Source organism: Streptomyces sp. NPDC017520 (genome assembly GCF_044329855.1).
Classification (GTDB): Bacteria; Actinomycetota; Actinomycetes; order Streptomycetales; family Streptomycetaceae; genus Streptomyces.
Window position 1 is genome coordinate 336,375 of sequence record NZ_JBIRKB010000009.1, and the last position, 26,025, is coordinate 362,399.

Sequence of the window (26,025 nt, forward strand, 5' to 3'; positions counted from 1 at the left end):
CCAGCTGCTGGACGGCCGCTTTCGCGCGGAGCTTCTCGAGGGCCTAGCGGTGCCGGGCGAAGAGTTCTCCTTCAATCGCGGGCAGAGGATAGGACGCGATCAACGAAGCGGGCGTCTTCTGTGCACTGCCTGATTGTCAGTGCGCCCTCCTAGGATCGGGGAGTTGGGCTACCAGTCCCACTGATCAGCCGTTCGTTCCGGCAGACGGCTTGTGGTCGGGGAGGGTGCTTGGGCGGCTGGCGAAGGGGCTGGCGATGAAATCTGATCCTCGAAAAATTCAGACTGCGGTGTACGGGGGCCCGGAATCGGATGATCCCCTGATCTGTCCCACGGAACCGGATGAGCTGGAGCTGTTCCTTGCGGAGCACCCTGCCAAGTCGTTCTGGTGCGGTGTGCTGCTGGGAGGGTGTGGGTGGAGGCTGACGACCAGAAGCCCCAAGCAGCGGGTATGTCACTTCGCGCATTTTCCCGATCCTGACGGTTTGCGCCCGCCTTGCAGGGACGACATTGACCGCGGAGTCAGCAGCGCGGACCACCTGTACGTGAAGAGCACCACCCAAGGCTGGCTGCGAGGTCAGGGGCACTCCCCCCGCTACCACTTCATCGACCGGGAAGATATGCCTGCCGGGTCGCTCATCGACCTCTATCTGGGCGGCCGTAAGCTGCGTTTCCATCTGAACGCTCAGGTGCCGCCGGACTGGAACGACCCGGAGGTCGGAGAGCTCATTCTCGGTCCCGGTGTGCCTATTCCTCCCGACAGGCTGGAGCAGCTCGGCCACGTCAACCGCGTCAAGTTCGTTACGGATGGCCACCGGCGCGTCCTGGTCCTGGGCACGCAGGTCTTCGGCGAAAGCACAGTCTGGAACATCGATCTCGATGACTGCGAGATCACCGAGGACGGCCGGCTCATGACCCCGGTGGCGAAGCGCGCGTTGAGCACCAGGAGCATCCGGTCCGCGTCGCCGCCCGCGGCGGTCACCGCACCACCGGCACAGGACGTGAGCTCACCGGAGCTTGGTGGGGATGTTCCTGGTGTCCAGATCGGCGGTCTGGCCAGGGACATCACCACCGCGGTGCGCAGCGTCGATATCGCGCGTGTACGGGAGCTGTGCAATCAGGCCGACCTGGAGGTCAGCCGCTGCGAAGGCCCAGCTCTCGCTCACCTGGAGGACACGGCGGTGCGAGCCCGTAACTGGCTCGAGGGGCACGACCTCAAGCACCGGAGTGTATTCACCCGCCTGGAAAGAGCCGTGAGCCGCGGAGATTCTGTTGCCGCACGAACCTTGCTTGACGAGGTGAAGAGGCTTGCGGCGTTCGACGAGCCACTGACCGAGGAGGAAACGGACACGCTGACAGCAGCGGGGAAACTCGCCTTTCGCCCCTGGGAAAGGAGTGTTGTCCCGCAGGCGACGGTTTCCGTATTTCGCCCGGCGGAGGACAGTCGGGCCCGGGAAGAGCGCCGGGAGCGGCGTCTCGCACTGGCGAAGGCGAGAGGCCTGATCGGGCGTCTGCGGGCCAACCGCGTACCAGCCAAGGAACGCGGCGAACTCCTTGCGGAGCTCATCCCACTGACAGAAACCGCTGGCGACTGGCTCTCCGCACAAGAGCGGCGAGACGTGAAGAGCTTGCTGGAGCAGGCCGAGAGGGAGGCCCGCACCCTTCGGGAGGAGGCGGACAAGGCTGCGGCTCCAGTTGCTCTGGCTGTCCGCGGCGCCTTGAGGAAAGCCGCGCGGGAAGGCCGGACGACGACATGGAGGCAGTTGGAGCAACAGCTCGGGCCGGCAGCTCTACCGCGCATGGGCATCGCCGACCAAGTGCGAGTTCTGATCCTCGTGGATGAGGCAACCGCTTCGGACCAGGCGCTGCTGGCCTCGCTGGTCGTCGTGGACGATGCACCGCTCAGGGCGCACTACCAGGAGATCGCCGCCGCCCAGGGCCTGGAAGCTCCCCAGGACAAGGACGAGCTGCGCGACGTGCTCGACGCAGACGTCCAGCAAGTTTTCAGCGAGTGGGCACGCCAGTAGTACCAGGCGTCATCTGGGCCGGCCTCTGCATGCCCACAACGCGCGATCGGCCCCGGGCCGATCGCGCGGAGGCTCGATCGGGCAAGTGGGCTGGACGCGCTATCTCTGCAGGTCCTTCTGGATCGCCCATGCGAGGAGTCCGAGGACACCGACTCTGGTGGCGTCCTACGTAGGTCGAGTGTGTCATTTTTGACACACTAATGTATCAAAAATGACACACTCGAGGGAGATGTGTCGCGTAGCACTGACACATGTGGACTGTCAGGGCGGAGTTGGGCAGTAGCGCTGCAGGCTGCTGCGTGTGCTGTTGGTGCCTTGCCGTGTAATCACGCCGTACGGTCCAGCCGCTCAGGAGCGGCCGCCGGGGTGATGGTGGCCAGCCCCGCGCGTTCGGCGGCGAAGCGTTGCAGGGCCCGTGCCCGGGATGCCTCGCTCGGCCGGACCCGCTGCTGGGCGGCCGCTTTCGCGTGGAGCTCCTCGAGGGCCTGGCGGCCGTCGGTGAAGTGCTCCTCGGGTTCCCGGAGCCTTTCACGAAGCTGCCGTTCGGCCGCCGCCTGAATCCTCGGGTTGGTGTGCTGCTGCCTGATCCAGGTGGTGCGGTGGGCGGCGATGGCTTCGCGGTAGCCCTCCGGCGGATCCGTACGCTGCATCGGCGCTGCGGGTGCGGTCGACGGTGGGGCCGGTTCGGCGGCCGCCGTGGCGGGGCCGGCCTTTACGGGTGCGGGCGCCAGGACGTGCAGGGCGCGGACGTTCGCACCGGGCACCTTCTCGTTGGCCGCCTCGATCAGCTTCGGCGCGCTCCAGCGCAGTTGCGTCCCGGCTGCGGGAAGGTTACCGACCGGCAGCTGCACGAGACCGTGACGGCCAAAGCGTAACCGAAGGCCTCCGAGTGGGAGCAGCACCGCGCCCGGAAGGCCGAAGCGAAGGCGGCCCGCGCCGAAGCAGCCGCCGCGCAGCCGGACGGCGAGGTCCAGGCCGAGGAGGTGGCCCCGGTCGTGCTGCCCACGCCGCGCCCGGCCGCCGCCGCTGCAGTCTTGGAGCCGGAGACCGCCGACGTCGACCAGGAGCTCGTCCTCGAGGACCTGACTCCCGACCAGGTGCGCGACTGGCGGGTGCGGGCGATGAAGGACCACCAGATCGTCTTCGACCACATCGACTCCTACGGCGAGCCGTCAGCGAGGCGCCTGTTCAGCAACCAGCTGGTCGACCAGGCGCAGCACCACGCCCGGCTCGGGCACCTGAACCTCGGCTACTCCTGGGGGCAGTCATGAGCGGCGGCGAGGTGTCCGGTGTCGACCTGGCCCGCCAGGCCCTGCTCGCCGCCCGGGAAGCGGCGAGGAAGAACGGTGCCACCCGGCAGAAGCCGAAGCGGCGCACCACCACCGTCGTACGGCGTGACGGACGGGAGCCGCTCGGGCTGGGCAGCGCGATCGGCGTGATGATGACCGAGCGCGGCATGGCCGCCCCGGCCGCCGGCGGAAACGTCCTCGCCGACTTCGACACCATCCTCACCGCGGTCGCACCCGAGCTCGCCGGGCGCGTGACGGCCGTCGCCTTCGACTCGGACACCGGCCGCCTGGACGTCGCCCCCCGTCACCCGCCGCTCTGCCTCGGAGGCCCTGGGCATCGCGGCGTCCACGGCGGCCGCGACCGAGTGGCGGGTGGCACGGCTTTCGGCCTGCCGGTCCTCGCAGCGCGGGCAGTCCTGGCCGGAGTCGAGCAGCGAGCCCTCATCGCACCGGACTTCCGCACACAGCCGGGTCTGCGGCAGGCCCCGGCCGATCAGCCAGCCCACCGGGTCCGTGGTCGGACCGCCCAGCCGCATCTGGCCTTCCAGGCGCCGGGCGAGCCGGTCGGCGAGGATCTGCGGCGCGTCGGCGGAACCGGCGAACCCGACCAGCCGGGCCAGCTCTGTACGGACAGCCGCCTCCACCAGCCACCGGGCGGCCGGACGCTCGTCAGTGCTGCCGACTTCGACCCCAGTTGGCCGCGTGGGTCGCTGGTCGGCGACACGAGGTGAACGCGGTGGGTGTGGGAAGCTACGCAGGCCCGGGGCAGGCGGCTGGCGTATGGCGCTGGTGACGGAACGTCCACCCCGGGCAACCTTCCCACCAGCCACTGCTGTTCACCACCTACGGACGATTGGCGGTAGAAGGTCTAGCCTCGCGCTTTCATGAAGCGGGCTGTCCGGCAGGCGGTCGGGGAAGCAGAAAGTGCCTCTGACCAGCAAGAATGAGGATTGTCGAGGTCCTTGTTCCTGCCACCGTCGGAGGCACTTCCCAGGTGAAGCACTCTATCGGGTCCTACCCCCGTGTCCGCGTCCAGGACGACGGCCGCCAGGTCGTCTCCCAGGCCGGGTCGGTCCTGCTCGTCGAAACGGCCCGCAAGACCGGACTTGACCAGGCCATATCGGCAGCTCTTGCTCCGTGGCGCAAACCGCGGGCCGTCCACGGTCCCGGCAAGGTCCTCCTGGACGTCGCTCTGGCGGTTGCACTGGGTGGGGACTGCCTCGCGGACGTCGCGATGCTGCGGTCCGAGTCGGCGGTCTTCGGCCCGGTCGCCTCCGACCCGACCGTCTCCCGCCTGATCGACACCCTCGCCGCCTCGGGCGACAAAGCCCTGCAGGCGATCCGGTCCGCACGCTCCGAAGCCCGTGACCGTGTCTGGTCGTTGGCCGGTGAGAGTGCCCCGGACACCGACGGCCAGGTCACCGTCGATCTCGACGGCGTCCTGGTGATCGCACACTCTGACAAACAGGACGCGGCTGCAACCTGGAAGAAGACCTACGGCCACCATCCGCTGACGGCCTTCGTCGACCACGGCCCGGGCGGGACCGGCGAGCCGGTCGCCGCCCTCCTCAGGCCGGGGAACGCGGGCTCGAACACGGCAGCCGACCACATCACCACCACCCAGCTCGCCCTGGCCCAGCTGCCCAAGCGCTACCGGCGAGGGCGGCAGACGCTGATCCGCACGGACTCCGCCGGCGGTACTCACGACTTCGTCGCCTCGCTCGCCAAGCAAGGACGATGGCTGTCCTACTCGGTCGGCATGACAGTCACCGAAGCGATCCACGAACACGTGCTGAAGGTCCCCGCCTCGGTCTGGACGGCGGCCGTCGAGACCAATGGTGAGGTCCGTGACGGGGCCTGGGTCGCCGAACTCACCGGCAAGCTGCTGGACGGGTGGCCCAAGGGCATGCGACTGATCGTCCGAAAGGAACGGCCCCACCCCGGAGCGCAGTTGAGGATCACGGACGCGGACGGCATGCGGATCACGTGCTTCGCCACCAACACCCCCGGCCGGCCGATCTCCGAGCTCGAGCTCCGCCACCGGCTGCGAGCCCGGGCCGAGGACCGGATCCGCGCCGCCCGGGCCACCGGCCTGCGTAATCTGCCCCTCCACACCACAGCCCAGAACAAGATCTGGCTCGAGATCGTCCAGATCGCCCTGGACCTGCTGGCCTGGATGCCCATGCTCGCGCTCACCGGCAAGGCCAGGCTCTGGGAGCCCCGCCGCCTGCGGCTTCGCCTGTTCGCCACAGCCGGACAACTCGTCACCACCGGCCGCCGACGGATCCTCCGCCTCGCCCGGCACTGGCCCTGGACCGGCCACATCACCGCCGCACTCGAACGGCTCGCACTCCTGCCGAACCCAGGCTGACCAGCGGATTCACCCGTCCCTACAAAAGTCCTTCACCACCCGGAGCAGTGGAACCCGGCGCCACCCCGAGACGACACTCGGGCCCTCGGCCTGCACAGACCCAGCCCACGGTACGGAAACGGGCCACCGACTCCGTCGGCGGCCCGTCATGAAACTTCGAGGCTAGAGCGGGTATTAGACGGGACCGGGTCCCGGGGAGGCCCCCAGCCGTTTGCAAAGAATCCTCATCACTCACGGGCCGTGCGTGGCAGACTCCGTTCCCGTGATCGATGAATTCGCCAAGAAATACTTGCATAGCGATCTGCGCGATGTCCGGGAGGCGCTGGTCTGGAAGCTCGACGGGCTATCCGAATACGATGTCCGCCGCCCTCTCACCGGCTCGGGCACGAGCCTCCTCGGACTGGTCAAGCACCTCACAAACATCGAATACCGGTACTTCGGCGACGTCTTCGACCGCCCGTGCCCGGAGCCGCTGGGCCGATGGGACGACGAGCAGCTCTGGGCCGAGGCGATGTGGGCGACCGAGCACGAGACCCGCAAGGAGATCATCAGCCAGTACCGCCGGGTCGCGGAGCACTCCGACGCGACAATCGACGCCCTCACCGTCGAGGCACCAGGCTACGTGCCCTGGTGGCCCCGTCCGAAAGTTAAATTGTTCAACATTCTGGTGCACGTGCTCACCGAGACCAACCGGCACGCCGGGCATGCCGACATCCTGCGCGAGCACCTCGACGGCGCCACCGGGACCGAGGCGAGCCACGTGAGTTCGCAGCCCGACACCGCGTTCCGGCAATCCCGGTTCGCCGAGGTCGAGCGGGCCGCCAGGGCGGCGGTGGGCACGTCCTGACCAGCGTATGAGCTCGTCCAAGCCCGGATGCGGGCTCCGCCGCTAGCTTGATCTTCAACCTGCGCGGTGTGGGCGTGGGGTCGTTGACTTCTTCGCTCGTCGCTTTGCGGGGCTGGGTCTGCCGACGGTGTGCACGTCGTAGCGTGGGGTGGGCTGACTGCTCTGCGGACGGATGGCCGTCCTGGACCGGGCCGCGTCGATTTCGGTGATCCGGCTGGGCAGGCGCGGCCTTCGGCCCGGGGGGCCGAAAGTCGCGGCGGACTCGTGCGGAGGTGAGCCTGTCGGGCCGAGCTTGCTTTTCCCGTGGCCGTCGGAGATCTGCCGCAAGCGGACGGCGAGACGTAGCTGGGTGAGGGCAGCGAGGACCAGCCAGGTCCAACGGTTGGCGGCTTCGAGGGTGCGGATCTTCCGGCAGGTCCACCCGAGGGTCTGCTTGAACAGGCGGAAGGTGTGCTCGATGTCGAAGCCCGCCGCAGGAATGCCTGCCAGAGCATGTCAACTTCGGGCCCGGAGGCGTCGGTGCCTAACAACCACAATTAGACGGCTTCGGTGCCGCGCCGCTGGCCAGGTGACCTGCAGACGGATCACCGTGCCCTCAATCAACAGCAGGGCACCCAGCTGGGCAGTCCAGGCCGAACGGTGGGTCAGTCGCGGATTGAGGCTTCCCCTTGATCGTGGACACCTGGAGACTGGGATCTTGAGGTTCCAGAGGAAGTAGGACCAGGTGGGAAGCAAGTACACGAAGCGGTATACCGGGGAGATCAAGCGAGATGCGATCGCGCTCGTCGACTCCTCTGGCAAGACGGTCACCGCGGTCGCCCGGGAACTCGGCATCAGCCCGGAGTTCTTGCGCGGCTGGTACTGCCGGGCCAAAGCCGCCCGGGGCAAGGACGTACCGGGCGAGCTGACCAGCGCCGAGCGCGACGAACTGCGCCGGCTGCGCAAGGAGAACCGCGAGCAGCAGCAGACGATCGACATCCTGAAAAAGAGACGGCCTTCTTCGTGAAGGAGAGCGACCGGTGACCATGTTGTGCCGGTTGATCCATGCGGAGAAGGCGAATTATCCGGTCGTGATGTTGTGCTGGGTGGTGCGCGTGGCCCGCTCCTCCTACTACGCCTGGCGAGAGGGCGAGGCCGCCCGCCAGGCTCGCCGGGCGGCCGATGACGCGCTCGCCCACGAGATCACCGTGCTCCATATCGCCTCCCGTCGCACTTACGGCGTTCCGCGCATCCACGCCGAACTGCGCCGCCTGGGGCGCCGGGTAAACCGCAAGCGCATCGCCCGCGTCATGCATGAGCGCGACATCCGCGGCGTCACCCGCCGCAAACACCGCTCGCTGACCCCGCCGGACGCGAAGGCGAAGCCGGCCCCGGACCTGATCGGCCGCGATTTCCACGCCGCGCGTCCGGGCACCCGGCTGGTCGGCGACATCACCTACCTCCCGATGCCTGAGGGCTGGCTCTACCTCGCCTGCTGGCTGGACCTGGCCACCCGCGAGGTCGTTGGCTATGCGATGGCCGATCACCATCGCGCCGAGCTCGTCGTGGACGCGCTCGACGTGGCCCACGGCCGAGGCGGTCTGGAGCCCGGATGCGTGATCCACAGCGATCGCGGCAGCGAGTACACATTGGCGCAATCCGCGTACTGATTAACGGAGTTGGGGCTTCGGCAGAGCTGCGGACGCATCGGATCGTGCTTCGACAACGCCGCAGCGGAGCCTTTCTGGGCCCTGCTCAAGGAAGAGATCGGAACCCTGACCTGGCCCGACCGGGCCACCGCCCGCGCCGAGGTCTTCACCTTCATCGAGACCTTCCCGTGATCATGCAGTCGCTGATGATCGCTGTGCGCGTCACGTTCCCCACCACACAGTCATGATCGCCGATCCGAGATCGACATCTCACCGCTAACCGTGCACGAGGTTGTAAGCCGTGAGGGATGTGCGCAGACCAGTACCCGCGTCTCGATGTTGACCCGGCAGCGCGCCACCTTGTCGACGCAGGTGTCGGACTTCGGCCGGTTGGTCACGTCGAAGCCTGCCCGGCCGGTACCTCCGCGCCGAGGTCTCCTCTTGAATCGTCATGACATTCCTCTCTCCCATCCGGACCGTCCAGCTATCGCAGCCTCACCGGAAGACTGCTGACGCCCGTGAGGAAGCTCGACTTCATTCGCTCCACCGGTCCCGCCGACTCCAGCTCCTCGACCTGAGTACGCAGCTCGTCGAGCAGCATCCTGAGTTCGACCCGGGCGAGCGCACCGCCCATGCAAAAATGGGGTCCCTGGCCGAGGGTCAGATGCCGGTTGGGCGTGCGCGAGATGTCGAACCGGTAGGCATCGGGGAAGATCTCCTCGTCCCGGTTGGCCGAGACGTTCCAGACCGTGACGATGTCGCCCGCCTTGATCTCACATCCGCGTATGGTGACGTCCGCCGTCGCCGTCCGGCCGATGTGCGTCGCCGGCGTCGTCCACCGGAGCACCTCCTCGATCGCCGTATCGAGCAGGCCCCTGTCGTCCTTGAGGCGTTTCCACTGGTCCGGGTGCTCGATGAAGGCGAGCGCCGCGCCGGCCGAGGACAGCCGCGTTGTCTCGTCGCCGCCGATGATGATGTTGTAGCAGTTCAGCAGGACCTCGGCGTCGGTCAGCGGCTTGCCGTCGATGGTCTGGGTGGCCAGCAGGCTGACGATGTCGCCGCCGGGGGCGCGGCGCCGCTCCTCCAGCAGGTCGGAGTAGTAATCGAGGATGTCGCCCTGTGCCGCCGAGGCAGCCTCGGCTGACTCCGGTGATCCGTCCGCGCCCATCGCCGTCATGGTCAGCTCGAGCATGGCCGGGCGGTCGTCCGTCGGCACGGCGAGCAGTTCGCAGATGGCGATCAGTGGAATCTGGGCCGCGACGTCGGTAGCGAAGTCGCAGCCACCGGCGCGCACAGCCGCCCCCATCAGGTTCCTGGTCGCGCTGCGCACGCTCTCGGAGATGTGGGCCATGGCCCGGGCGGAGAAGCCGGTCTGCAGGATGCGCCGGATTTCTGTGTGCCGTGGCGGGTCGGTCACGACCAGCATGAGCCCGCCTGCGGCGTCGCCGCCGGTGAGCAGGGTGCTAAGCATGTTCCCCTGCTGCGAGCTGAGCCGGGCGGTGTCCCGGTAGATCGCGGTGATGTCCTGGTGGCGGCTGAGGACCCAGAACCCGGGCCGTCCGCCGTCCGGCTCGCACCAGGCGACGGGATGCTCGGCTCGGAGGGTGCGCCAGGCTTCGCAGGCGTCGGGATCGGGATGCCGGGCCGGGTCGATGAGATCGAACGAGATGGTGTGGCGCGATTGTCGCATAGCGGTTGTCCCTTTCCCTGCCACAGATCTGCGCATGCCATGAAAAGCAGCGGCAGGACTCGCGCCGAGTACCCAGGCCGCGCGTACCTCGGCGAACGACCCCGCTCGCACGCCGGTCAGGCGCTCAGCTTCGCCCGGTCCACAAGCACGTGCTTGCTCAGCCAGTCGAGCCGTTCCAACACGTCGTGCCGGTCCGCGTCCCTGGCGATCTGGCAGGCGAACTCGTACACCTCGGAGATCGCGATGTTGGAGACGAAGTACTGCTTGATAATCAGGCCAAGCACGTCCCGGTAGTTGTGCGGGCCGAGGATCGCGGAAAGGCCGAGGATGGCATTGCGCTGCTCGTCGGTCAGCGGCTGGCGCTGCACCACGGACGTGCCGAACCGCTGGTATTCCGTCGCTGGGTCGGGATCGAAGCGGAGGGTCTCCTCAACCGTCTCGCTGGCGAAGTCGAGGATGAGGTGCGTGCGGTCCTCGGTGAAGAACGACACCGCGCTGTGCACCCGGCTCGCATCAATGAACCACACCTCGCCCTGTCTCATGTGGTAGACGGTCTCGTCCTCCGAGTTGAAGCAGGAGTCCGAGGTGTGCAGCGGGACGTGGATGCGCACAAGTTCCTCCTTCAACTCCAGGTAATCCCGGTGCGGAACCATCACGCTGCCCGGCGTAATCCGGCCCAGTCGCGCGAACCGCATGGTCTCGGTCCGGAAGTGCCCATTGATCAGTTCCATCAAGTATGGCAGCTGCTGGCCGTGATCGGTGAGCTGGTACGGCCCCTCGTACTCGGTGATCGTGGTGTCGTAGAGATCGCCCGTTCCGTTGCACAGATAGGAGCCTTTCCAGGAGCCGCAGGTGAACTCGCTGTAGGCGTCGCTGTACCTGAAGCGGTCGGTTCGAGCCAGGTCCTGTGCGAGACGGACCGGATCGAGAACCAGTCGACCGAGAAGTCGGCTGCGGGTCATCGGTACATCCCTTCGCTACGTTTTGAACCTCATGTTCGGCGCATGACCTGTCAGATGCCGAGCCGCTTCTTGGTGTCGGCGAAGAATGCCAGGTGCCGGTAGTCGCCCGTCGACTCGTCGAAGTGCGCGTACCTGTTCGCGAAGTCGAGCAGGCTCTGCTTCACCTGCTCCAACGGCTTCTCATGGATCTGACGTTCGATTTCTTTGATGTCACCGAGGAAGGCTTCAAGCACGGTCGGCAGATCCGGGCTCAGGTGGATCCGGCCGTCGACGAGGAAGATCCCGCCGGCCTCGGTGAGGTAGGTGAAGAGGAGTTGCGATGCGATCGCGTCGTAGTTCGGCCGCGCGGTGCCCTCGACCGAGTAACGCAGCAGGCGTTCGGCCAGGATGAACTGGTAGGTTAGCGCCGACATTTCGGAGGCGAGCTTCTCGTCTTTCAGGCACACGAGCATCGAGGACACGTCAGTCCGGAGTTCCTCAAGCCCTGCCAGGGCCTTCGACTTTTTGGCGGCCAGGTAGTCCGGGATCGGCATGTCGCCCTGACGATGGTGGTACTCGTGCAACCGCACCCACCACGCCGAAGCGGCCTCCAGCATCGGCTCGGTGGCCGACCGGACCAGTGGAAACGCCTCCGGAGCCATGACCTCGTCGATGAGCAGGCGGGTCAGGCGCAGGTGCCGCTCGACGAACTTGTCGATGAAGTAGAAGATCAGGTCGTCCGGCTCCTGTACACCGTCGATGTAGTTCTCCGGGAACAGGGCGACCACCGTGCGCGCCCGGAATCCCTCGGACATCTCCTCGATCACCACGGGCATCGTGGGGCTCGGGTACCCCTCGATCAGGCGGGCATCGGTAGGCAGCGTCCGGTACTTCAGGAATTCGAGGGACAGCGACGGAAAGTAGGAGGCGTCGAACAGCCCGAAGATTGAATTCTCGGAGGCCGCATTCACCAGTGCCTTCGTGCGGAACAGCCGCTGGTCGACGCCGAACTCCCTGATGTCCTCGATGAACGCCCGCACGACCGGGCTCAACCTCAGCGCCTTCGTGTCCGCCAGCCTGTCGGCCAGGTCGTTGAGGAAGCCGGGCTCACGGAACCGGTCACGGTCGCCCAGCTCCTGACGCAGCCGGTTGACTTGCTCAATCACCTCGTCGGCGCCGGGACGAACGGTGCTCGATGCGTGCTTCATAGTCGATTCGGTCATTAGATTAATTCGCCAACGCGGTAGCGAAGTCGTCGAGCGCGCGGGCCCAGTTTGCCGTGTACTCCGAGGCAAACCGAGCGAAGTCCCGCTGCTCCTCCACGGTGGACACCATCGCGGTCATCCCTGTCTCCTCGTCGCTGACGGAACTGGCGTGCGAGGTCTCCGCCTTAATGTGCGAGTTGATCCAGTCCAGCGCGTCGGGGCCCTTGTAGAGGCTCGCGCCGGCCACCGCGACCTTGGCGTACATGCGTCGGAAGGCGACCGCGATATCTAGCGCGATCGCCTCGACGACCCGCAGCTGCACCGCTGCACCGAGCGGCTCCGCGGCGAGGCGCCTCATATTCGCGATTAGGGCGCCGACCCCGGCGGCGGGCCGCGCGGCGAGCTTGGCCTCCGACGGTTCGACGACATCGGTCAGCGGGCCGACGATTGACTCTGCCCACCACACGTAGTGCACGCCAGCCACACCCTTGGGCGCGACGGCGCCGAACTCTCCGGCGAAGTTCGCCATGTCGTCGCCGATGACCCTGTACGCAGTTTGGTAGGCGCCAAGCACGTCCCGGCTGGGCTCGGCGCCGGCGCTGAACCGCTGGGCCATCACGCCCAGGCTGGCGATAGTGGTGAACATGAACGTCCGCGTCATTGCCTCCCACTGCAGGGCTACCCGCAGCGCCTGGACGGGCGCGACATTCTCCGTGGACCGCGCCCGTGCGAAGAACTTGTTGTTTGGGCGGGTCAGGTTCGCCGCTGCAATGGTCTTGGAAACGCTGTCGTCGAACAATGGGTCGAGCTCAAGGGTCGAAGCTGGGGACGTCACAGTCGCCTCACAATCGGTTGGTGGAGGGAACCCTCTGCGGTTCCCGGTTAGAGAGATGGGTGGGTCAGCCGGGAGAACACGTCACGACCGTCGGCCCAGACTCGGCCGGGCGGTCGCACCGGGCCCTGCCTGATCCAGGATCGATGCGATTTCCCGGACGGTTGAGTTCTCGAGAATCTGTCTGATTCTGATCTCGAGACCCAGCTCTTTCCGGACGCGATTCTGGACTCGCATGACGCGGAGCGAATCGCCACCAAGGGCGAGGAAGTCGGCGTCGGCGGTCCGGACCTGAACCTTCAGCACACTCGAGAGAATCTCAGCTACCTTGGATTCCATGGAGGTAAGCGGCTCGAGCCGGTATTCCTCGGCCGGCGGCTCTTCCAGCAGCTGCCTGTTCGCCTCCCACCGAGCGGCCAGGGCCTTTCGATCGACCTTATGATTGACGGTCAACGGCATGGCGTCAACCTGCTCGATAAATGCCGGAACCATGTATTCGGGAAGCTCGCGGCGCAATTCGGTGAGAATATCGGAAAGGTCCACTGGAACGCCAGCAGTGAGGAAGACGAGCAGACTCTCCGCCCCGCCCGCTTGTTTACGGGTCAGCACGACCGCCTGCCTCACTCCCGGCACCCGAGAAAGCCAGTGCTCGATCTCTGGCAGCTCTACGCGATAGCCGCGGACCTTCACCTGGCCATCAGTCCGGCCAAGGAACTCCAGCTCGAGCTCCTCGTTCAGGACCACGATGTCGCCCGTACGGTAGAGACGTCCGCTAACCCCGGCGACCTCGACGAACGACGCCTTGGTAAGTTCCGCATGGTTCAGATACCCATCGCTCAGGCCGTCGCCGCCAACGTAGAGCTCCCCCGGAACGCCAACCGGCCGCGGCCTGCCGTCCCGGTCGAGCACCCACGCCGTAGAGTTTGCGATCGGCCGCCCAATGGGAATCCGGTCCACATGGGTCCGGGTGACGCGGTGCACGGCGGAGAACGTTGTGTTCTCCGTGGGGCCGTAACCGTTCAGGAATTCGCTGTCCGGGCAGGCCCGGACCGCCGCCGCGAGATGGCCCGGAGACGCGACGTCGCCACCGAAGATCACCCGGCATCCGTTGAACACCGCCGGGTCCTGTTCGATGAGCTGCTCGAAGAGCCCCGCCGTGACCCACAGAGTGTTCACCTCATACCGCGCGATCGCGGCGCCGAGCTCCCCCGCGTTGAGCACCGTCTCCCCCGGCACCAGGACGAGGGACCCGCCGTTGAGCAGCGCCCCCCAGAACTCGAAGGTCGTGGCGTCGAACGAGATCGCCCCGGTTTGCAGGATCCTCGTCGTGGGTGACAGCTCGACGAAATCTGTGCCGCAGACCAGCCGCACCACGGCGCGCTGGCACACCACCGCACCCTTGGGCCCGCCGGTTGTGCCCGACGTGTACATAATGTAGGCGGCGTCCGTCGCTGACACCGCGACCTCAGGCGGCTTCACGCCGACGGGCGGCTGCACGGGTACGGCGAGGTCCAGGACGGGGATCCGAGCCGGGCCAGCAGTCCCGTCGACTACCAGCAGGGCTGCGCCGCTGTCCTCAAGAAGGAAGTCCCGTCGGGCGTCCGGCACCTCGGGGCCGATCGGCACGTAGGCCGCACCGAGCCGGAGGACGGCTAGCAGCGCGACGATGAGCCGCGGCGACTTCGCCAGTTGCAACGCTACGCGGCTATGCCGGCCGATGCCGTACTCGCCGAGCCGCACCGCCAGCCGCCGGGACAGCTCGTTCAGCTCCCCGTAGGTGGTCTCCTCCCCGTCATGGAGAACCGCGACCTGATCGGGATGGGCGGCGGCCCACGCGGCGAACATCTCGAAGATGGACGCGTCACGGGGATAAGGCCGGGCGGTGTCGTTCAGCACCGCCCATCGGGCTCGCTCCGGTTCGGACAGCAGCTCCACATCGCCGATCGTCAGCAGTGGCTGGTCGACGCTTTGCCGGAGAATGTTCTCGAGGTGCCCCAGCAGCCGCTGCACGAACTCCGCGGAATGGACGTGCTCGTCGAAATCCGCATGCACGACGACGCCGAGCGGGGTGGCTTCGTGCGAGATCGTCAGACCGGCCAGGTTCTGGCCGTCGGCCGGGCCCAAGAGGTAGCTGAAGGTCGGATCCGGGGAGACCTCCGGCGCGCTGGCCAGGCCGTCGAGAGCGGCGGAGACGGTACGCCGGTGCGCCTCAAGGCTCAGTCCGGACGGCATGGCACTCACGATCTCCACATCGGTGCTGTGGTACCGGATGCCCAGCCGGAATGCGTCACCGTCGCCGTATTTGCGCGCCAGCACGATGGTGGCCGCGACGGCGAACTTGTCGATGTTCGGGTCTAAGCGGGCCGAGATATCCTTGGGGATGCGGCGCGATCGGCGTACCGTCTCGCAGGCGCGGGCCCCGGAGCACCGACCGCCGAACGGAAGGGTGAAAAAAACGTCGCCCTCCTGCTGCGCAGCATCGTTGGACACTGTCATTCGCGCTCCCTCGAAGAAGTTGAACGGCGGCACCAGACCCTAGGGATAAAAAAGGGCGGCTCGAGCCCACAGCGCTGCGGCTATATGCCGTACGGCAGGGCGGAAATCATTTGGTTGATGGGCCGAGTCAATCGATGTCCCGACCTCCTGTCAACCCGATTCCTATTGACCCGAAACGCTTCTGATTCACACTCATTGACGGTATGTCGGCAAAGTCCTTCGGATAGGTGATCGGTTGGGCCTGAAGGCCTTCTGGTCGCACGTTAAAGGGCTGTCCTGTAACTGCTTTTCACGGGTGATATGGTCTTGCTGTGTCTGGTGTGATCACGGCATCGGAGCCTTCCTGGATAGCCCCGTACACCGGGCTGAGTTCGCGTCATTTCGGCAAGCTCATCACCGCGTTGCGGCGCAAGGGCGCAGGCCCTGTCCCAGGGCAGACCGTGGAGCCTGCCGTTGGAGGACCAGGTTCTGTTGGTTGCTACGTACTGGCGGACCAACCTGACGTTGCGACAGCTAGCGCGCTGTTCGGGGTGACCAAGTCGGCTGCGGACCGCATCATCGACCACCTCGGTCCTGCGCTCGCGCCCCAGCAGCGCAGGCGATTCCGCAAGCACACCGTGCGATCGTGGACGGCACCCTGGTCCTCACCCGCGACCACCGTAGCCCGCGCAGTCAAGGAACCACCGGAACCCGACCAACTACCAGGTCGTCCTCGATGCCGACTCCCGGCTCGCCGTCTGTCGGCCCTGCCTGGCAACCGCAACGACTGCACGGCGTGAGAGCTGTCCGACACCAAGGATGCCGTCGGGAAGACCACCGTGATCGCGGACGGTGGCTACCGGAGTACCAGGCTGGTCATCCCGCACCGCCGAGAGAGGTGCCAGACCAAAATCCCGCTTGGAAAGCGGAACACAACGCTTCACACCGCAAGGTCCGGGCCGCGTTGAGCACGCCCTCGCCCGCCTGAAAGGCTGCAAGATCCTGCGCGGCTGCCGCCTCAAGGGCGACAGCATCCATCATGCGATGCTCGGCATCGCCCGCCTGCATAACCTCGCCTTCGCTGGATGACGGAGAATCGTGCAGGTCATCCGGAACGGCGGAGATCATTTACGGGACAATAGATTAGTGGACGGGATCGGACTTGAGATCCGGGACCGACTCACGGGCGTCCTTCCCGGACTCCTCGGGCCCGGACCGCTCCGCCCCGGTGACATGCTTGATCCGCCAGACCGACGGGGCCATGAGCATGGCGGCCACGGAGAGCACCATGATCAGCCCGACGCCAAACATTGCGGACCGCAGGCCGAACGCGTTCGCGGCTGGCCCGGCCGCCAGCTCGCCGATCGGCATCGCGAGGAAGGATCCGAGCATGTCGTACGAGTAGACCCTGGCAAGCATGCCCGGCGCGATGTGCGACTGCATCGTGGTCTCCCAGGCGACGTTGAACTGCCCGATACCAATCCCTGCGAGGAACGCGGCGCCGATCAGCGCGTAGGCGTTCGGCCAGAAGACGAGGCCGAGCGGGATGAGCGCGACCCCGGCGAGAGCCGCAGTGCCCCAGGCGAGGAGCCGCTGCGGGCGCAGTCGGCCGGCGAGGAACGCCCCGACGATCACGCCGAGCATCGGGGTCGCGATCACCACGCCCCAGGCCTGGCGGCCGATGGTGATATCGGCGAACTGCGGGGCAAGTACCGCGATGCCCCCGGTGTACGCGGCGTTGTAGAACATGGACCCAACCACCAGGACCCACAACCAGGTCCGGCCAATGAACTCGCGCCAGCCTTCGCGAAGGCCAACGAGCAGGCCCACCCGCTCCTCCGCCTCACCGTCGGCGGCTGACGCGGCGGTGTCGGGGATCTTGATCAGCGCGAAGAATACCGCGGCAATGAAGAACGAAGCCGCGTCGATCGCGACGACCCAGCCCGATCCGAGGAATCCGATAAGGACGCCGGCGAAGGCCGTGCTAGCGATACCGACGGCGTTAGTGGCCATGTAACTCAGCGCGTTCGCCTGCTTCAGCACGCCCGTGGGCACGGTCTGCGAGATGATCGCGGCCGAGGCCGGCTGCGAGAGTGCGGCCGCCATGCCGTTGATCGAGACCACGACTAGCAGGACGGGAATCGTCGCAGTGTGGGTGAGGAACAGCACCGCGGCTGCGCCCTGGCTTAGACCGGCCAGAACGCTCGACCCGACCATGACGAAATGGCGCGGGAGCCGGTCTGCGATGACGCCACCGAGAAGCACGAAGATGATGTAGAACACTGTGCGGCCTGCGACCACTAAGCCCAGGGAGGTGACCGATTCGGTCAGGTCCAGCACCGCGAAGGCAAGCGCCAGCGGCGCGACCGAGTCGCCCAGCATCGAGAGCACCCGGGCGCCGATCAACATGCGGAAGGGCTGGTGTCGCAGCGGGGCAAAGGTTCCCGGTGAATCGGCGACCGTGACCGGAGTTTGGGTGGACACAGGAGTTCCTCGCAGATGTGTTGCTGAAGGTTTATGGCGACGCGCGCAGGTGGCGCCTGCGCGCGTCGCCGCCGAAGGCGGGGGGGCGCTCGAGGGTTTGGATTACTTGCCGGCTGGCCAAGTTCCCAGTGGTGTTCTCGACTTAGCCTTGCCCCGCCGACATCCTGATGGGCGCGGCACCTCCGCCCAGCTGGAGACCACCAGATTGGCATTGCTCAGGAGATGCCCCTCATGCGTGGTGCTCAGGCCGATGCACGGAATCGCGGCAGCCCGCGCCGCCTCGATGCCGATCGGCGAATCCTCGATGACGAGGCAGTCGCCCGGCGCGTAGCCGAGTTCCGCCGCCGCATAAAAAAAGAGGTCCGGGGCGGGTTTCGCCGCACCCGACACGTCCTCCGGGGTGAATATCGGCCCCGGAAACACCCTTTGCAATTCAGATTCTGTCATGACTACGTCCAGGAGATCAAGGTCCATGGATGTCGCTACGCACATGTCCACCACGCCGGCCGAATCGTTCACGAAATCGAGGGCGCCTGGAATGTAACGGATTTCATGGCGGAGCAGCTCAATCATGATTTCCCGGCGCTCGCGCAGCAACTCCATCGGATCGTCGGGTAACCGGTAGTGGTCGATGATGACGCCGATGGACTGGCGAGCGCCGAGCCCGGTGAGCTGGTGCTTGAGCGCGCCCCGGTCGTAGGTGTGCCCTCGGCGCGACAGCAGCTTGTGCTGCGCCTCGTCCCAGATGCTCTCGGTGTCCAGCAAGACGCCTTCGAGGTCGAAGAGGAACGCCGATGCCTGAACGATGCCGACCGTCATATGATCCACGCCACGAGCTGCCGGATGGCCGCGGTCGCATACGAGCCGGAGGGCAGGAAGAACGTGAGCTCGACCCGCTTGCGTCCTGGGAAGTACTCGTCGTTCGCGCGGTCGCTCACCTCGATCACCGTCTGCACCACGGTCGAGCGCACTGATGCCCGGGAGACCGGGGCATCAGTGCCGAAGGTCTGTCGCTTGATCGGGAGCTCGTACTCGGCCGCCATGACGCGCGCGGTGTCGGCCGGGTCGCCGACGTAGGTGAACTCGATCCCCTCAACGGTCGTCCGCAGCGCCCGGTCCCCTGCGGCTACGGCCGCGAGTCCCGCGAGCTCTTGGTTCCACGCGTACGAGGCGTGGGCCGCCGGATAGAACGACCGGGCCCGCTCGTCCAGGCGGTAGAAAAAGTCCCGGCTAGTCCCGGTCCAGTCCGCCGCGAGTTGGCTCTCCGGCGCGCCCAGTTCGATCAGGATGCGTCGGGCATCGTCCCAGCGACCGTCGATCATAGCCGCGCCGACGTGGTGTGAACGGTGCGGCCCACCCGGCACCCCAAACCGCTGGGTGTCGTAGTAGTTGAGAAACATGAAATTGATCTTCTTGCGGCCGAAGAACCCTTCGGCGTGCCCATGGTCCAGACCTCGGAGGACAATCTTGAAGCTGTTGCCCTCCATCTGCCCGACCCGCAGCGGCGCGTCGCTGAAGCCGTAATGCTGGTTGCAGTACCAGCATTCGCCCTCGTCGACGGCCAGGCGCTCGACGGCGGATCCGGGAACCGCGATGGGCAGCGAGAGCAGTTGTTCGGTGACGCCGTCCTCGTCCTTCAGGCCGCAGTAGCCGACCGACCCCTCCGGAATGCCGAGAGCGTCGGCGATCCCGCGCACCGCCTCCATCGTCGTGTAACCACACTTGCGGAGCAGAACCAGCCGGTGGGTGGCCGACTCCTCCCGCACCGTGCGGACCACCACGCTCTCGCGGACGAGGAAGTCCTCCGGCACATGCTTGACCTCGGCTCGGATCAACGGTCCACTCCCCTATCGACAGTCTTGGGCTAGCAGATTGGCCAGGCGCTCGCCGATCATGATGCATGTCAGATTCGTGTTCGCCCGTACGGAAGCCGGAATGATCGACGCGTCCGCGACGCGGAGACCCTCCGTGCCAAACACCCGGCATTCGCTGTCCACGACGCCAGTCTCCGCGTTCGACGACATCGCTGCGGTCCCGCTCGGGTGGTGTGCGGTCTGTACCTCGCGCGACACATAGCGGTCCACGCTCGCGTTGTCCTCGAACGACAGGTCCGCGACGTTCAGCATGCCCTTAGCGAAGTGGCGCAGCCCCTCGTCGGTCGTGATGCGCTGGGCGAGCCGCAGCCCCTCGCGGAGTCGGATCCGATCGGACTCCTCGGCGGTGTGATCGAGGTCCACTACCGGCGGCTGTTGGGGGTCCCGGCTGGCCAGCCGTACCGTGCCGCGCGACTCCGCCCGCATCAGGTTCGCGGTGATCACGAAGGCGTGGCTGCTGGCAACCCCCGCAGCGAGGTGCGGCGCATACTTGGCCATCTCCACATGATTGAGGAGGCAGATCTGCATGTCGTTCGCCACGGTAGAGCCCGAGGCGGTGTAGCGCAGGACGACCTCGGCGCACGGTGCGGAGCTGTCGACGGCCCCCGGCAACGGTGCGCAGATGAGGGGAACCTGGGCGTGGTCCGCCAGGTTCTGCCCGACAAAGGGAAGGTCGGCGACCACGTCGATGCAGTGTTCGGCCAAGTCCCGTGCCCCGCCTATGCCGGAGCGCAACAGGATCGCCGGGGTGCCGAAGGCCCCGGCCGCGATCGTCACCTCGTCTGCGTAGAGGTCCCGCCGGGCTCCGCCCCCGACGACCCGAACGCCGACCGCCCGCGCGCCGGAGAACAGAACCGAGTCCACAAGGGTATCCGCCAGCACCGTGAGGTTGCCGTGGTGCCGCAGCGGATCGAGGAAGGCGGTCGCGGTCGAGACCCGGCGCAGGTCGGAGTCGATGTTCAGCGGGAGCGGGCCGGCGCCGGTGCTGCCCGGTTCGTTCTGATCCTCGACGCTGCCGAAACCGGCCCGCGCGCACGCCCCGAGGAACGCGCGTGAAAGCGGAGTCATCCGCTCGGTCGGTATACGAGCGAGCGGCAACGGCCCCTTGCTGCCGTGGTGCCGGCCGCCATGGTCGGCATCGTTCTCCAGCGCGACGAACGCGTCGAGAACGGCATCCCAGGACCAATCGGTCCGGCCGGACGGCCAGTCGTCGAAGTCGTTTGGTTCTGGCCGCAACGCGATGCACGCGTTGATGGCAGAACAGCCGCCGACGACTCTCCCGCGGGGCAGCCACATCCACCGCCCTCCGGCGCCCTGCGCGGAGATTCCCCAGTCGTGTGAGCTCAGTGCGGGCGTACGGCCGTCCGCGAGATCGGCGGGCAGTTCGCGTCCGTAGTAGTCCGGCCCCGCCTCGACGAGCAGGACGCGGCGGTCGGTCCATTCCGCCAGCCGGGCAGCGACGACCGCACCGGACGAACCGCCGCCCACGACTATGTGGTCGAAATGCGATGCGGGGTCGATGGCCATTACACGCCCCTGTCGGACCGGCGGGAGAGAACCTCGTGGACCCGGGCCACGGTGGGAGTGGCGAGGAAATCCCGGAGCTTGAAGTCGACCCGGTACTCGGAACGGAGCCTCCCGACCAGCTCCGCGGCGAGCAGCGAGTGCCCGCCGCGGTCGAAGAAGTCATCGTCGACTGAGACGGTCTCGACGCCGAGCAGTTCGGCGAAGGACGCACACAGCGCCGTCTCCAAGGAGTCCCTAGCGGCGACGGGGGCATCCATGGCGCTGAGCCGCGCTCCCGGATCCGCCGTGGCGGCGGCCAGGAAGGCCAGCAGGTGTTCGGTGAGGCCTTCGACCGTGCTGCGGTCGAAGAGGTCCGTCGAGTAGTGGACGACGCCCGATAGCGACTCTGTCTCCGGCCTCTCGGTGAACCCAATGTCCAGGTCGAACTTCGTGGTGGAGCTTCGGCCAATGCCGAACTCTCGCACCTCGACACCCGGCAGCTCGAGGAGCGGGCCCGAGGTCTGCAGTGCCATCAGGATCTGGAAGAGGGGATGGTGAGCCTGGCTCCGCTTCGGCCGGACCGCCTCCACGACCCTGTCGAACGGCAGATCCTGGTGCTGGAAGGCGTGTAGGTCGGCCACCCTGACCCGGTCCAGGAGTTCCCGGAACGTCGGGTCGCCGGAGGTGTCCGTCCGCAGCGCCAGCGTGTTGACGAAGAGGCCGACCGCATCGTCCAGGAGGGCGTCCGAACGCCCGGCGACCGGCGTGCCCAGCACGATGTCCGTACCCGCCCCCAGCCGGGTCAGGACCGCCGCCAGACCGGCCTGAAGCAGCATGAATAGCGTCACGCCCTCGGCCCGGGCCAGGGACCGCATCCGCGCACAGGTCACCCCGTCGACGGTGAAGTCCACCATCGCGCCCCGTGGACTCGCCACGGCCGGCCGGGGGCGGAGCGAAGGCAGGACAGGTTCGTCGGGAATGCCGGCGAGCGCCGCCCGCCACGCCGACGACTGGATCGCCGTGAGGGCGACGGGATCGTCCGGACGCCCGAGCGTCGCCCGCTGCCACAACGTGTAGTCGCCGTACTGCACGGGCAGCGGAGCGAAGTCCGGCGCCGCACCGGCAAGCCGCGCTGTGTAGGCGAGAGCGAGATCCCGGGACAGCGGGGCGATGGACCCGCCGTCCGCCACGATGTGGTGCGTGACGAGCACGAAGACGTGCTCCTCCGGCGATAACGACAAAACCTCGGCCCGCAGCAGCAGCTCCGTCGCCAGCTCGAATTCGTGCTCACAGACGCTCAGCAACCGCTCGTCTAGCTTATCGGGCCGTACCGGGGAGCACCCCACGGGCACGGCGACCCGATCCGCCGGAATGATCTTCTGGTACGGCTTGCCGTCGACGTTCGGAAAGACGGTACGCAGACTCTCGTGCCGGGCCACGACGTCGGTGAGCGCGTCAGCGAGCGCGTCCGTGTTCAGTCGGCCGGTCACCCGTAGCGCCAGCAGGGGAACGTTGTACTGCGAGCTCGGCCCCTCAAGCTGATCGACAAACCAGAGCCGCTGCTGTGCGAAGGACAGCGGGAGGCGCTCCGGCCGGGCCGCAGGCGCCAGCGGGGGGCGGGTCCGCTTGACCACCGGCGCCACGACGGCCGGCTCGTCTACGGCGTCCGCCACGGCAACCAGGCCAGCCACGGTCGGATTCTCGAAGAGCGTCCGGATTCCGATCTCATCCCCCAGCAGGGGGCGCACCAGATTCACCAAGCGGGCCGCCATCAGCGAATGGCCGCCCAGGTCGAAGAAGCTGTCGTCGATACCCACCCGGTCGACGCCGAGCACCTCGCCGAAGACCTCGCACAGCTTAACCTCGCGCGGGTTACGCGGCTCGCGGCTGTCTGGCGCGGACTGTGCCGCGAAGTCGGGCTCGGGAAGGTTGGACCGGTCGAGCTTGCCGTTGGAGTTGAGCGGTAGGAACTCGAGGGCGACAAAGGCCGCGGGTACGACGGCCGCCGGCAGCAGCGACGCGACGTGCCGACGCAGTTCGAGCGGGTCTGGCCGGTGCGGCGCGACGGGAACGATGTAGGAGATGAGCCGCTTGTCCCCTAGGGCGTACTCCCGGACCCCCGTGGCCGCTTGGGCGACGTGCGGGTGCAGTCGCAACACCTCGTTGATCTCGCTCAGCTCCACCCGGACGCCGCGGATCTTGAACTGGTCGTCGATGCGTCCGATGAACACCAGTTCGCCCTTATGGTTCCACCGCACCAGGTCGCCAGTGCGGTACATCCGCTCGCCGGGGGCCCCGAACGGATTCGCCACGAAACGCTCCGCGGTCAGGCCGGGCCGCCGGAGGTAGCTGCGGCCCAGGCCAGCACCGCCGAGATAGAGCTCGCCGACGACACCGACCGGGACGGGGCGCAGTTTCGTGTCGAGGACGTAGGTCTGGCAGTTCCAGATCGGCCGGCCGATGGGTGCCACGGTGGGCCACGTTTGGGGATCGCCCTGCAGCGTGATTCCGGTGATCACATGGGTTTCGGACGGCCCGTAATGATTGTGGACCCTGACAGCTGGGCGCTCCATCAGGAACTCGCGCACCTGGCTGGTCAGCTGGAAGGGTTCGCCACCCTGCATCAGGGTCTCCAGCCGGTTCAACCGCAGCCCCTGGGCGATGGCCTCCTCGATCACCGACCGCACGACCATGTCGGGCGCGTAGAACTCGTTGATCTCCTTACGTTCGAGCCAGGCTACGAGGTCGGCGGGCATCCGCCGCACGTCCTCCGAGGGCACGACGACCGTCTGGCCGGCGAAGAGCGCGCTCAGGATCTCCTGCTCGAAGGCGTCGAAGCTGACCGCACCGAACTGCGACACCCGAGTGCCGGGACGGGCGGACACCAAGTTGATCTGCCACTGGATCAGGTTGGTCAGCACTCGGGTCGTGATCACGCAGCCCTTGGGTCGGCCGGTCGATCCGGAGGTGTAGATGATGTACGCCGGGGTTTCCAGACTGAGCGGGCCCGTCAGGTCGGCGGCGCCCGGGTCCGTCTCGGGGCACCCTGCCAGGCCTGCGGCGACCTCCGTCCGGTCCAGCACGAGGGCGGTGTCGAGGCCTAGCTCCGCTGCGATCCGTTCGGTGCTGAGGGTGAGTGCAGGCTTGGCGTCGTCCAGGATGTAAGTGATCCGGTCGCGCGGGTAGTCCGGGTCGATCGGCAGGAAGGTCGCCCCCGCCTTGAACAGGGCGAGCATCGCGACGAGGGCGCCCGCCCGGGGGAGGATCACCGCCACGCATGTCTCGGGTCCGGCCTCGTGCCGGATCAGGAGGTGGGCGAGCCGGTTCGCGCGTGCGTTCAGCTCCGCGTAGGTCAGGGTCTCCTCGGCGGTCTCCATCGCCACGGCCTCGGGAATCTGGCGCACCTGGTCGGTGAAGAGCTCGGGCAGGCTCTTCCCGCCGAGGTCCACCGTGGTCTCGTTCCACGTGCGCAGGACCAGTCGCCGCTCGTCGTCGTCGACCAGATCGATCTCTGACAGCCGCTGAGAAGGGTCCTGAGCGAGCTTGTCGAAGAGGCGTGCTAACAGCCTCGCCATCGACTGCACCGTCTCGTGGTCGAAGAGGTTCGCGGCGTACTCGATCTCTGAGACGATGCCGGCGGGTACGTCGTCTTCCCGATGTTCGGTGAAGTCCAGCAGGAGGTCGAATTTCGCTGTGCCGCTCCGGACCGGCACCGCCTCGATCCGCGTGTCCTTGAGCGCCAGGCCGCCGTGCTCGCCCTGCCACTCCTGCCAGGAGTAGCTCACTTGGAACAGCGGGTTGCGGGCCGGCGAACGCGCCGGGTTGACGCCCTCGACCACCAGGTCGAAGGGGACGGATCCATTGTCGAAGGCCGCCAGGGACGTGTCCCGTATGCGGCCGACCAGCTCCTCGAACGTCGGATCCCCGGACAGGTCGCAGCGCAGGACCAGCGTGTTCAGGAAGAGCCCGACCAGGTCCTCGAGCACTTCGTCGTCGCGGCCGGTGTAGGCGGTGCCGAGCGGGATGTCCGTGCCGGCGCCCAGGCCGGACAGCCACGCCGCCAGCGCGGCCGTGCCGACCATGAACATCGAGGCGTTCGCGGACCGGCCCAGGGCGGCGAGCCGACCGTGCGTCTCGGCGCCGATCCGGAACTCGACCGTACCGCCGCGGTGATCCGCGCTGTCCGGCCGCTTCCGGTCGCGGGGAAGTTCAAGCTCCTCGGGCAGGCCCGCCAGGCTCTGGCGCCAGAACTCCAGCTGGCGTCCCGCGAGGCTGCTGCTGTCCCCCGGATCGCCGAGCACCTCGCTTTGCCACTGCGTGTAGTCCGCGTACAGCGCCGCTACCGGCCCGAAGAACGGCGCCTTGCCACCGCGGCGGGCGGAGTAGGCGACGGACAGGTCGCGCAGGAGCGGGCCGTGCGACCCGGCGTCCAGCGCGATGTGGTGGAACACCAGCAGCAGCCGGTGTTCACCCTCGCCGAGGGTGAACAGGGTCGCGCGGACGGGCAGGTCCGCCGCCAGGTCGAACGGCCGGGCGGCCTCGGCCTCGGTCGCGCCATCCAGTTCGGACTCAGTGGTCTTCACCTCGTCGAGGAGGGGTAACCGGCCGTCGAGGGGCACCACCGACTGTCTGACCTCCCCGCCGGACTGCACGAAGACGGTACGCAGCGCGTCGTGTCGCTCGACCACGTCGGCCAGCGCCTCGGCTAGGGCGGACCGGTCGAGCGGGTCGGACGCCCGGAAGGCGAGGGCGACGTTGTACGTGGCGGACGGCCCCTCCGACTGGTCGAGAAACCACAGTCGCTGCTGGGCGTAGGACAGGGGAACCATGCAATTCCTCCGAGTTTCGGGCTTTCGACG

At 67.2% G+C, this 26,025-nt stretch carries 19 protein-coding genes and 2 pseudogenes; 9 read left to right on the forward strand and 12 right to left on the reverse strand.

The features are described 5' to 3' along the window. Positions 1 to 254 precede the first annotated feature (254 nt). Positions 255 to 2,024 carry a hypothetical protein gene (locus ACH4KB_RS23395; protein WP_398067826.1) on the forward strand — a complete coding sequence of 590 codons (1,770 nt, stop codon included), beginning with the start codon at positions 255 to 257 and terminating at the stop codon, positions 2,022 to 2,024. Between the two features lie 326 nt (positions 2,025 to 2,350). Here the strand turns inward: ACH4KB_RS23395 and ACH4KB_RS23400 are convergent, their stop codons facing one another. Then, positions 2,351 to 2,875 carry a hypothetical protein gene (locus ACH4KB_RS23400; protein WP_398067827.1) on the reverse strand — a complete coding sequence of 175 codons (525 nt, stop codon included), beginning with the start codon at positions 2,873 to 2,875 and terminating at the stop codon, positions 2,351 to 2,353. Between the two features lie 144 nt (positions 2,876 to 3,019). On the opposite strand from ACH4KB_RS23400, the gene ACH4KB_RS23405 reads away from it, so the two are divergent. From ACH4KB_RS23405 to ACH4KB_RS23420, 4 genes are all read left to right on the forward strand, one after another. Then, complete coding sequence (locus ACH4KB_RS23405) at positions 3,020 to 3,295, forward strand: hypothetical protein (RefSeq protein ID WP_398067828.1); 276 nt, start codon at positions 3,020 to 3,022, stop codon at positions 3,293 to 3,295. Then, entirely contained in the window at positions 3,292 to 4,044 is a 753-nt protein-coding gene (locus tag ACH4KB_RS23410) for a hypothetical protein (RefSeq protein WP_398067829.1), read from the forward strand. The genes ACH4KB_RS23405 and ACH4KB_RS23410 overlap by 4 nt, the downstream gene beginning before the upstream one ends. A gap of 263 nt (positions 4,045 to 4,307) precedes the next feature. Continuing rightward, positions 4,308 to 5,684, forward strand: coding sequence for an IS1380 family transposase (locus ACH4KB_RS23415; protein WP_398067830.1), 1,377 nt, complete (start codon positions 4,308 to 4,310; stop codon positions 5,682 to 5,684). Between the two features lie 262 nt (positions 5,685 to 5,946). Continuing rightward, a complete protein-coding gene (locus ACH4KB_RS23420; RefSeq protein ID WP_398067831.1) occupies positions 5,947 to 6,531 on the forward strand; it encodes a DinB family protein in 585 nt (194 codons plus the stop codon). A 54-nt stretch (positions 6,532 to 6,585) separates the two neighbouring features. Here ACH4KB_RS23420 and ACH4KB_RS23425 read toward each other — a convergent pair. Next, a pseudogene (locus tag ACH4KB_RS23425) lies at positions 6,586 to 7,206 on the reverse strand (transposase); the annotation flags it as partial. A gap of 49 nt (positions 7,207 to 7,255) precedes the next feature. On the opposite strand from ACH4KB_RS23425, the gene ACH4KB_RS23430 reads away from it, so the two are divergent. The 3 genes from ACH4KB_RS23430 to ACH4KB_RS23440 are packed head-to-tail and all read left to right on the forward strand — an operon-like array spanning position 7,256 to position 8,351. Continuing rightward, the gene (locus ACH4KB_RS23430) at positions 7,256 to 7,537 is read left to right on the forward strand and encodes a transposase (protein ID WP_398067832.1); all 282 of its coding nucleotides are present in this window, start codon (positions 7,256 to 7,258) and stop codon (positions 7,535 to 7,537) included. Between the two features lie 19 nt (positions 7,538 to 7,556). Continuing rightward, the gene (locus ACH4KB_RS23435) at positions 7,557 to 8,180 is read left to right on the forward strand and encodes an IS3 family transposase (protein WP_398067869.1); all 624 of its coding nucleotides are present in this window, start codon (positions 7,557 to 7,559) and stop codon (positions 8,178 to 8,180) included. A gap of 9 nt (positions 8,181 to 8,189) precedes the next feature. Continuing rightward, on the forward strand, positions 8,190 to 8,351 hold the full coding sequence (locus ACH4KB_RS23440; RefSeq protein ID WP_398067833.1) for a hypothetical protein: 162 nt from the start codon (positions 8,190 to 8,192) through the stop codon (positions 8,349 to 8,351). A gap of 292 nt (positions 8,352 to 8,643) precedes the next feature. Here the strand turns inward: ACH4KB_RS23440 and ACH4KB_RS23445 are convergent, their stop codons facing one another. The 5 genes from ACH4KB_RS23445 to ACH4KB_RS23465 all read right to left on the reverse strand — a co-directional run bounded on the left by ACH4KB_RS23445 (position 8,644) and on the right by ACH4KB_RS23465 (position 15,323). Further along, complete coding sequence (locus ACH4KB_RS23445) at positions 8,644 to 9,849, reverse strand: cytochrome P450 (RefSeq protein ID WP_398067834.1); 1,206 nt, start codon at positions 9,847 to 9,849, stop codon at positions 8,644 to 8,646. Between the two features lie 116 nt (positions 9,850 to 9,965). Then, positions 9,966 to 10,811, reverse strand: coding sequence for an aspartyl/asparaginyl beta-hydroxylase domain-containing protein (locus tag ACH4KB_RS23450; protein WP_398067835.1), 846 nt, complete (start codon positions 10,809 to 10,811; stop codon positions 9,966 to 9,968). Between the two features lie 50 nt (positions 10,812 to 10,861). Further along, positions 10,862 to 11,998, reverse strand: a complete 1,137-nt coding sequence (locus ACH4KB_RS23455; protein ID WP_398067836.1) for a DUF6421 family protein — start codon at positions 11,996 to 11,998, stop codon at positions 10,862 to 10,864. A gap of 19 nt (positions 11,999 to 12,017) precedes the next feature. Then, entirely contained in the window at positions 12,018 to 12,794 is a 777-nt protein-coding gene (locus tag ACH4KB_RS23460) for a DUF6202 family protein (RefSeq protein ID WP_398067837.1), read from the reverse strand. Positions 12,795 to 12,911: 117 nt separating this feature from the next. Further along, complete coding sequence (locus tag ACH4KB_RS23465) at positions 12,912 to 15,323, reverse strand: amino acid adenylation domain-containing protein (RefSeq protein ID WP_398067838.1); 2,412 nt, start codon at positions 15,321 to 15,323, stop codon at positions 12,912 to 12,914. 311 nt (positions 15,324 to 15,634) lie between these two features. Here ACH4KB_RS23465 and ACH4KB_RS23470 point away from each other — a divergent pair. Beyond that, positions 15,635 to 16,391: pseudogene (locus ACH4KB_RS23470) on the forward strand (transposase family protein). 54 nt (positions 16,392 to 16,445) lie between these two features. On the opposite strand, the gene ACH4KB_RS23475 reads toward ACH4KB_RS23470, so the two are convergent. From ACH4KB_RS23475 to ACH4KB_RS23495, 5 genes are all read right to left on the reverse strand, one after another. Next, positions 16,446 to 17,786 (reverse strand): MFS transporter, encoded by a 1,341-nt coding sequence (locus ACH4KB_RS23475; protein ID WP_398067839.1) that lies wholly within the window; start codon positions 17,784 to 17,786, stop codon positions 16,446 to 16,448. Between the two features lie 102 nt (positions 17,787 to 17,888). After that, a complete protein-coding gene (locus tag ACH4KB_RS23480; protein ID WP_398067840.1) occupies positions 17,889 to 18,605 on the reverse strand; it encodes an HAD family hydrolase in 717 nt (238 codons plus the stop codon). Further along, positions 18,602 to 19,621, reverse strand: a complete 1,020-nt coding sequence (gene truD, locus ACH4KB_RS23485; RefSeq protein ID WP_398067841.1) for a tRNA pseudouridine(13) synthase TruD — start codon at positions 19,619 to 19,621, stop codon at positions 18,602 to 18,604. The genes ACH4KB_RS23480 and truD overlap by 4 nt, the downstream gene beginning before the upstream one ends. 12 nt (positions 19,622 to 19,633) lie before the next feature. Further along, positions 19,634 to 21,187 (reverse strand): GMC family oxidoreductase, encoded by a 1,554-nt coding sequence (locus tag ACH4KB_RS23490; protein WP_398067842.1) that lies wholly within the window; start codon positions 21,185 to 21,187, stop codon positions 19,634 to 19,636. After that, positions 21,187 to 25,995: an amino acid adenylation domain-containing protein gene (locus tag ACH4KB_RS23495; RefSeq protein ID WP_398067843.1), complete on the reverse strand. Its 4,809-nt coding sequence runs from the start codon at positions 25,993 to 25,995 to the stop codon at positions 21,187 to 21,189. Before ACH4KB_RS23495 ends, ACH4KB_RS23490 begins: the two co-directional genes overlap by 1 nt. Positions 25,996 to 26,025 lie beyond the last annotated feature (30 nt).

Coding starts and splice junctions, on each gene's coding strand:
- ACH4KB_RS23465 (WP_398067838.1), bottom strand. CDS start 15,323: ATGACAGTGTCCAACGATGCTGCGCAGCAGGAGGGCGACGTTTTTTTC.
- ACH4KB_RS23410 (WP_398067829.1), top strand. CDS start 3,292: ATGAGCGGCGGCGAGGTGTCCGGTGTCGACCTGGCCCGCCAGGCCCTG.
- ACH4KB_RS23450 (WP_398067835.1), bottom strand. CDS start 10,811: ATGACCCGCAGCCGACTTCTCGGTCGACTGGTTCTCGATCCGGTCCGT.
- ACH4KB_RS23435 (WP_398067869.1), top strand. CDS start 7,557: ATGTTGTGCCGGTTGATCCATGCGGAGAAGGCGAATTATCCGGTCGTG.
- ACH4KB_RS23480 (WP_398067840.1), bottom strand. CDS start 18,605: ATGACGGTCGGCATCGTTCAGGCATCGGCGTTCCTCTTCGACCTCGAA.
- ACH4KB_RS23445 (WP_398067834.1), bottom strand. CDS start 9,849: ATGCGACAATCGCGCCACACCATCTCGTTCGATCTCATCGACCCGGCC.
- ACH4KB_RS23455 (WP_398067836.1), bottom strand. CDS start 11,998: ATGAAGCACGCATCGAGCACCGTTCGTCCCGGCGCCGACGAGGTGATT.
- ACH4KB_RS23395 (WP_398067826.1), top strand. CDS start 255: ATGAAATCTGATCCTCGAAAAATTCAGACTGCGGTGTACGGGGGCCCG.
- ACH4KB_RS23495 (WP_398067843.1), bottom strand. CDS start 25,995: ATGGTTCCCCTGTCCTACGCCCAGCAGCGACTGTGGTTTCTCGACCAG.
- ACH4KB_RS23490 (WP_398067842.1), bottom strand. CDS start 21,187: ATGGCCATCGACCCCGCATCGCATTTCGACCACATAGTCGTGGGCGGC.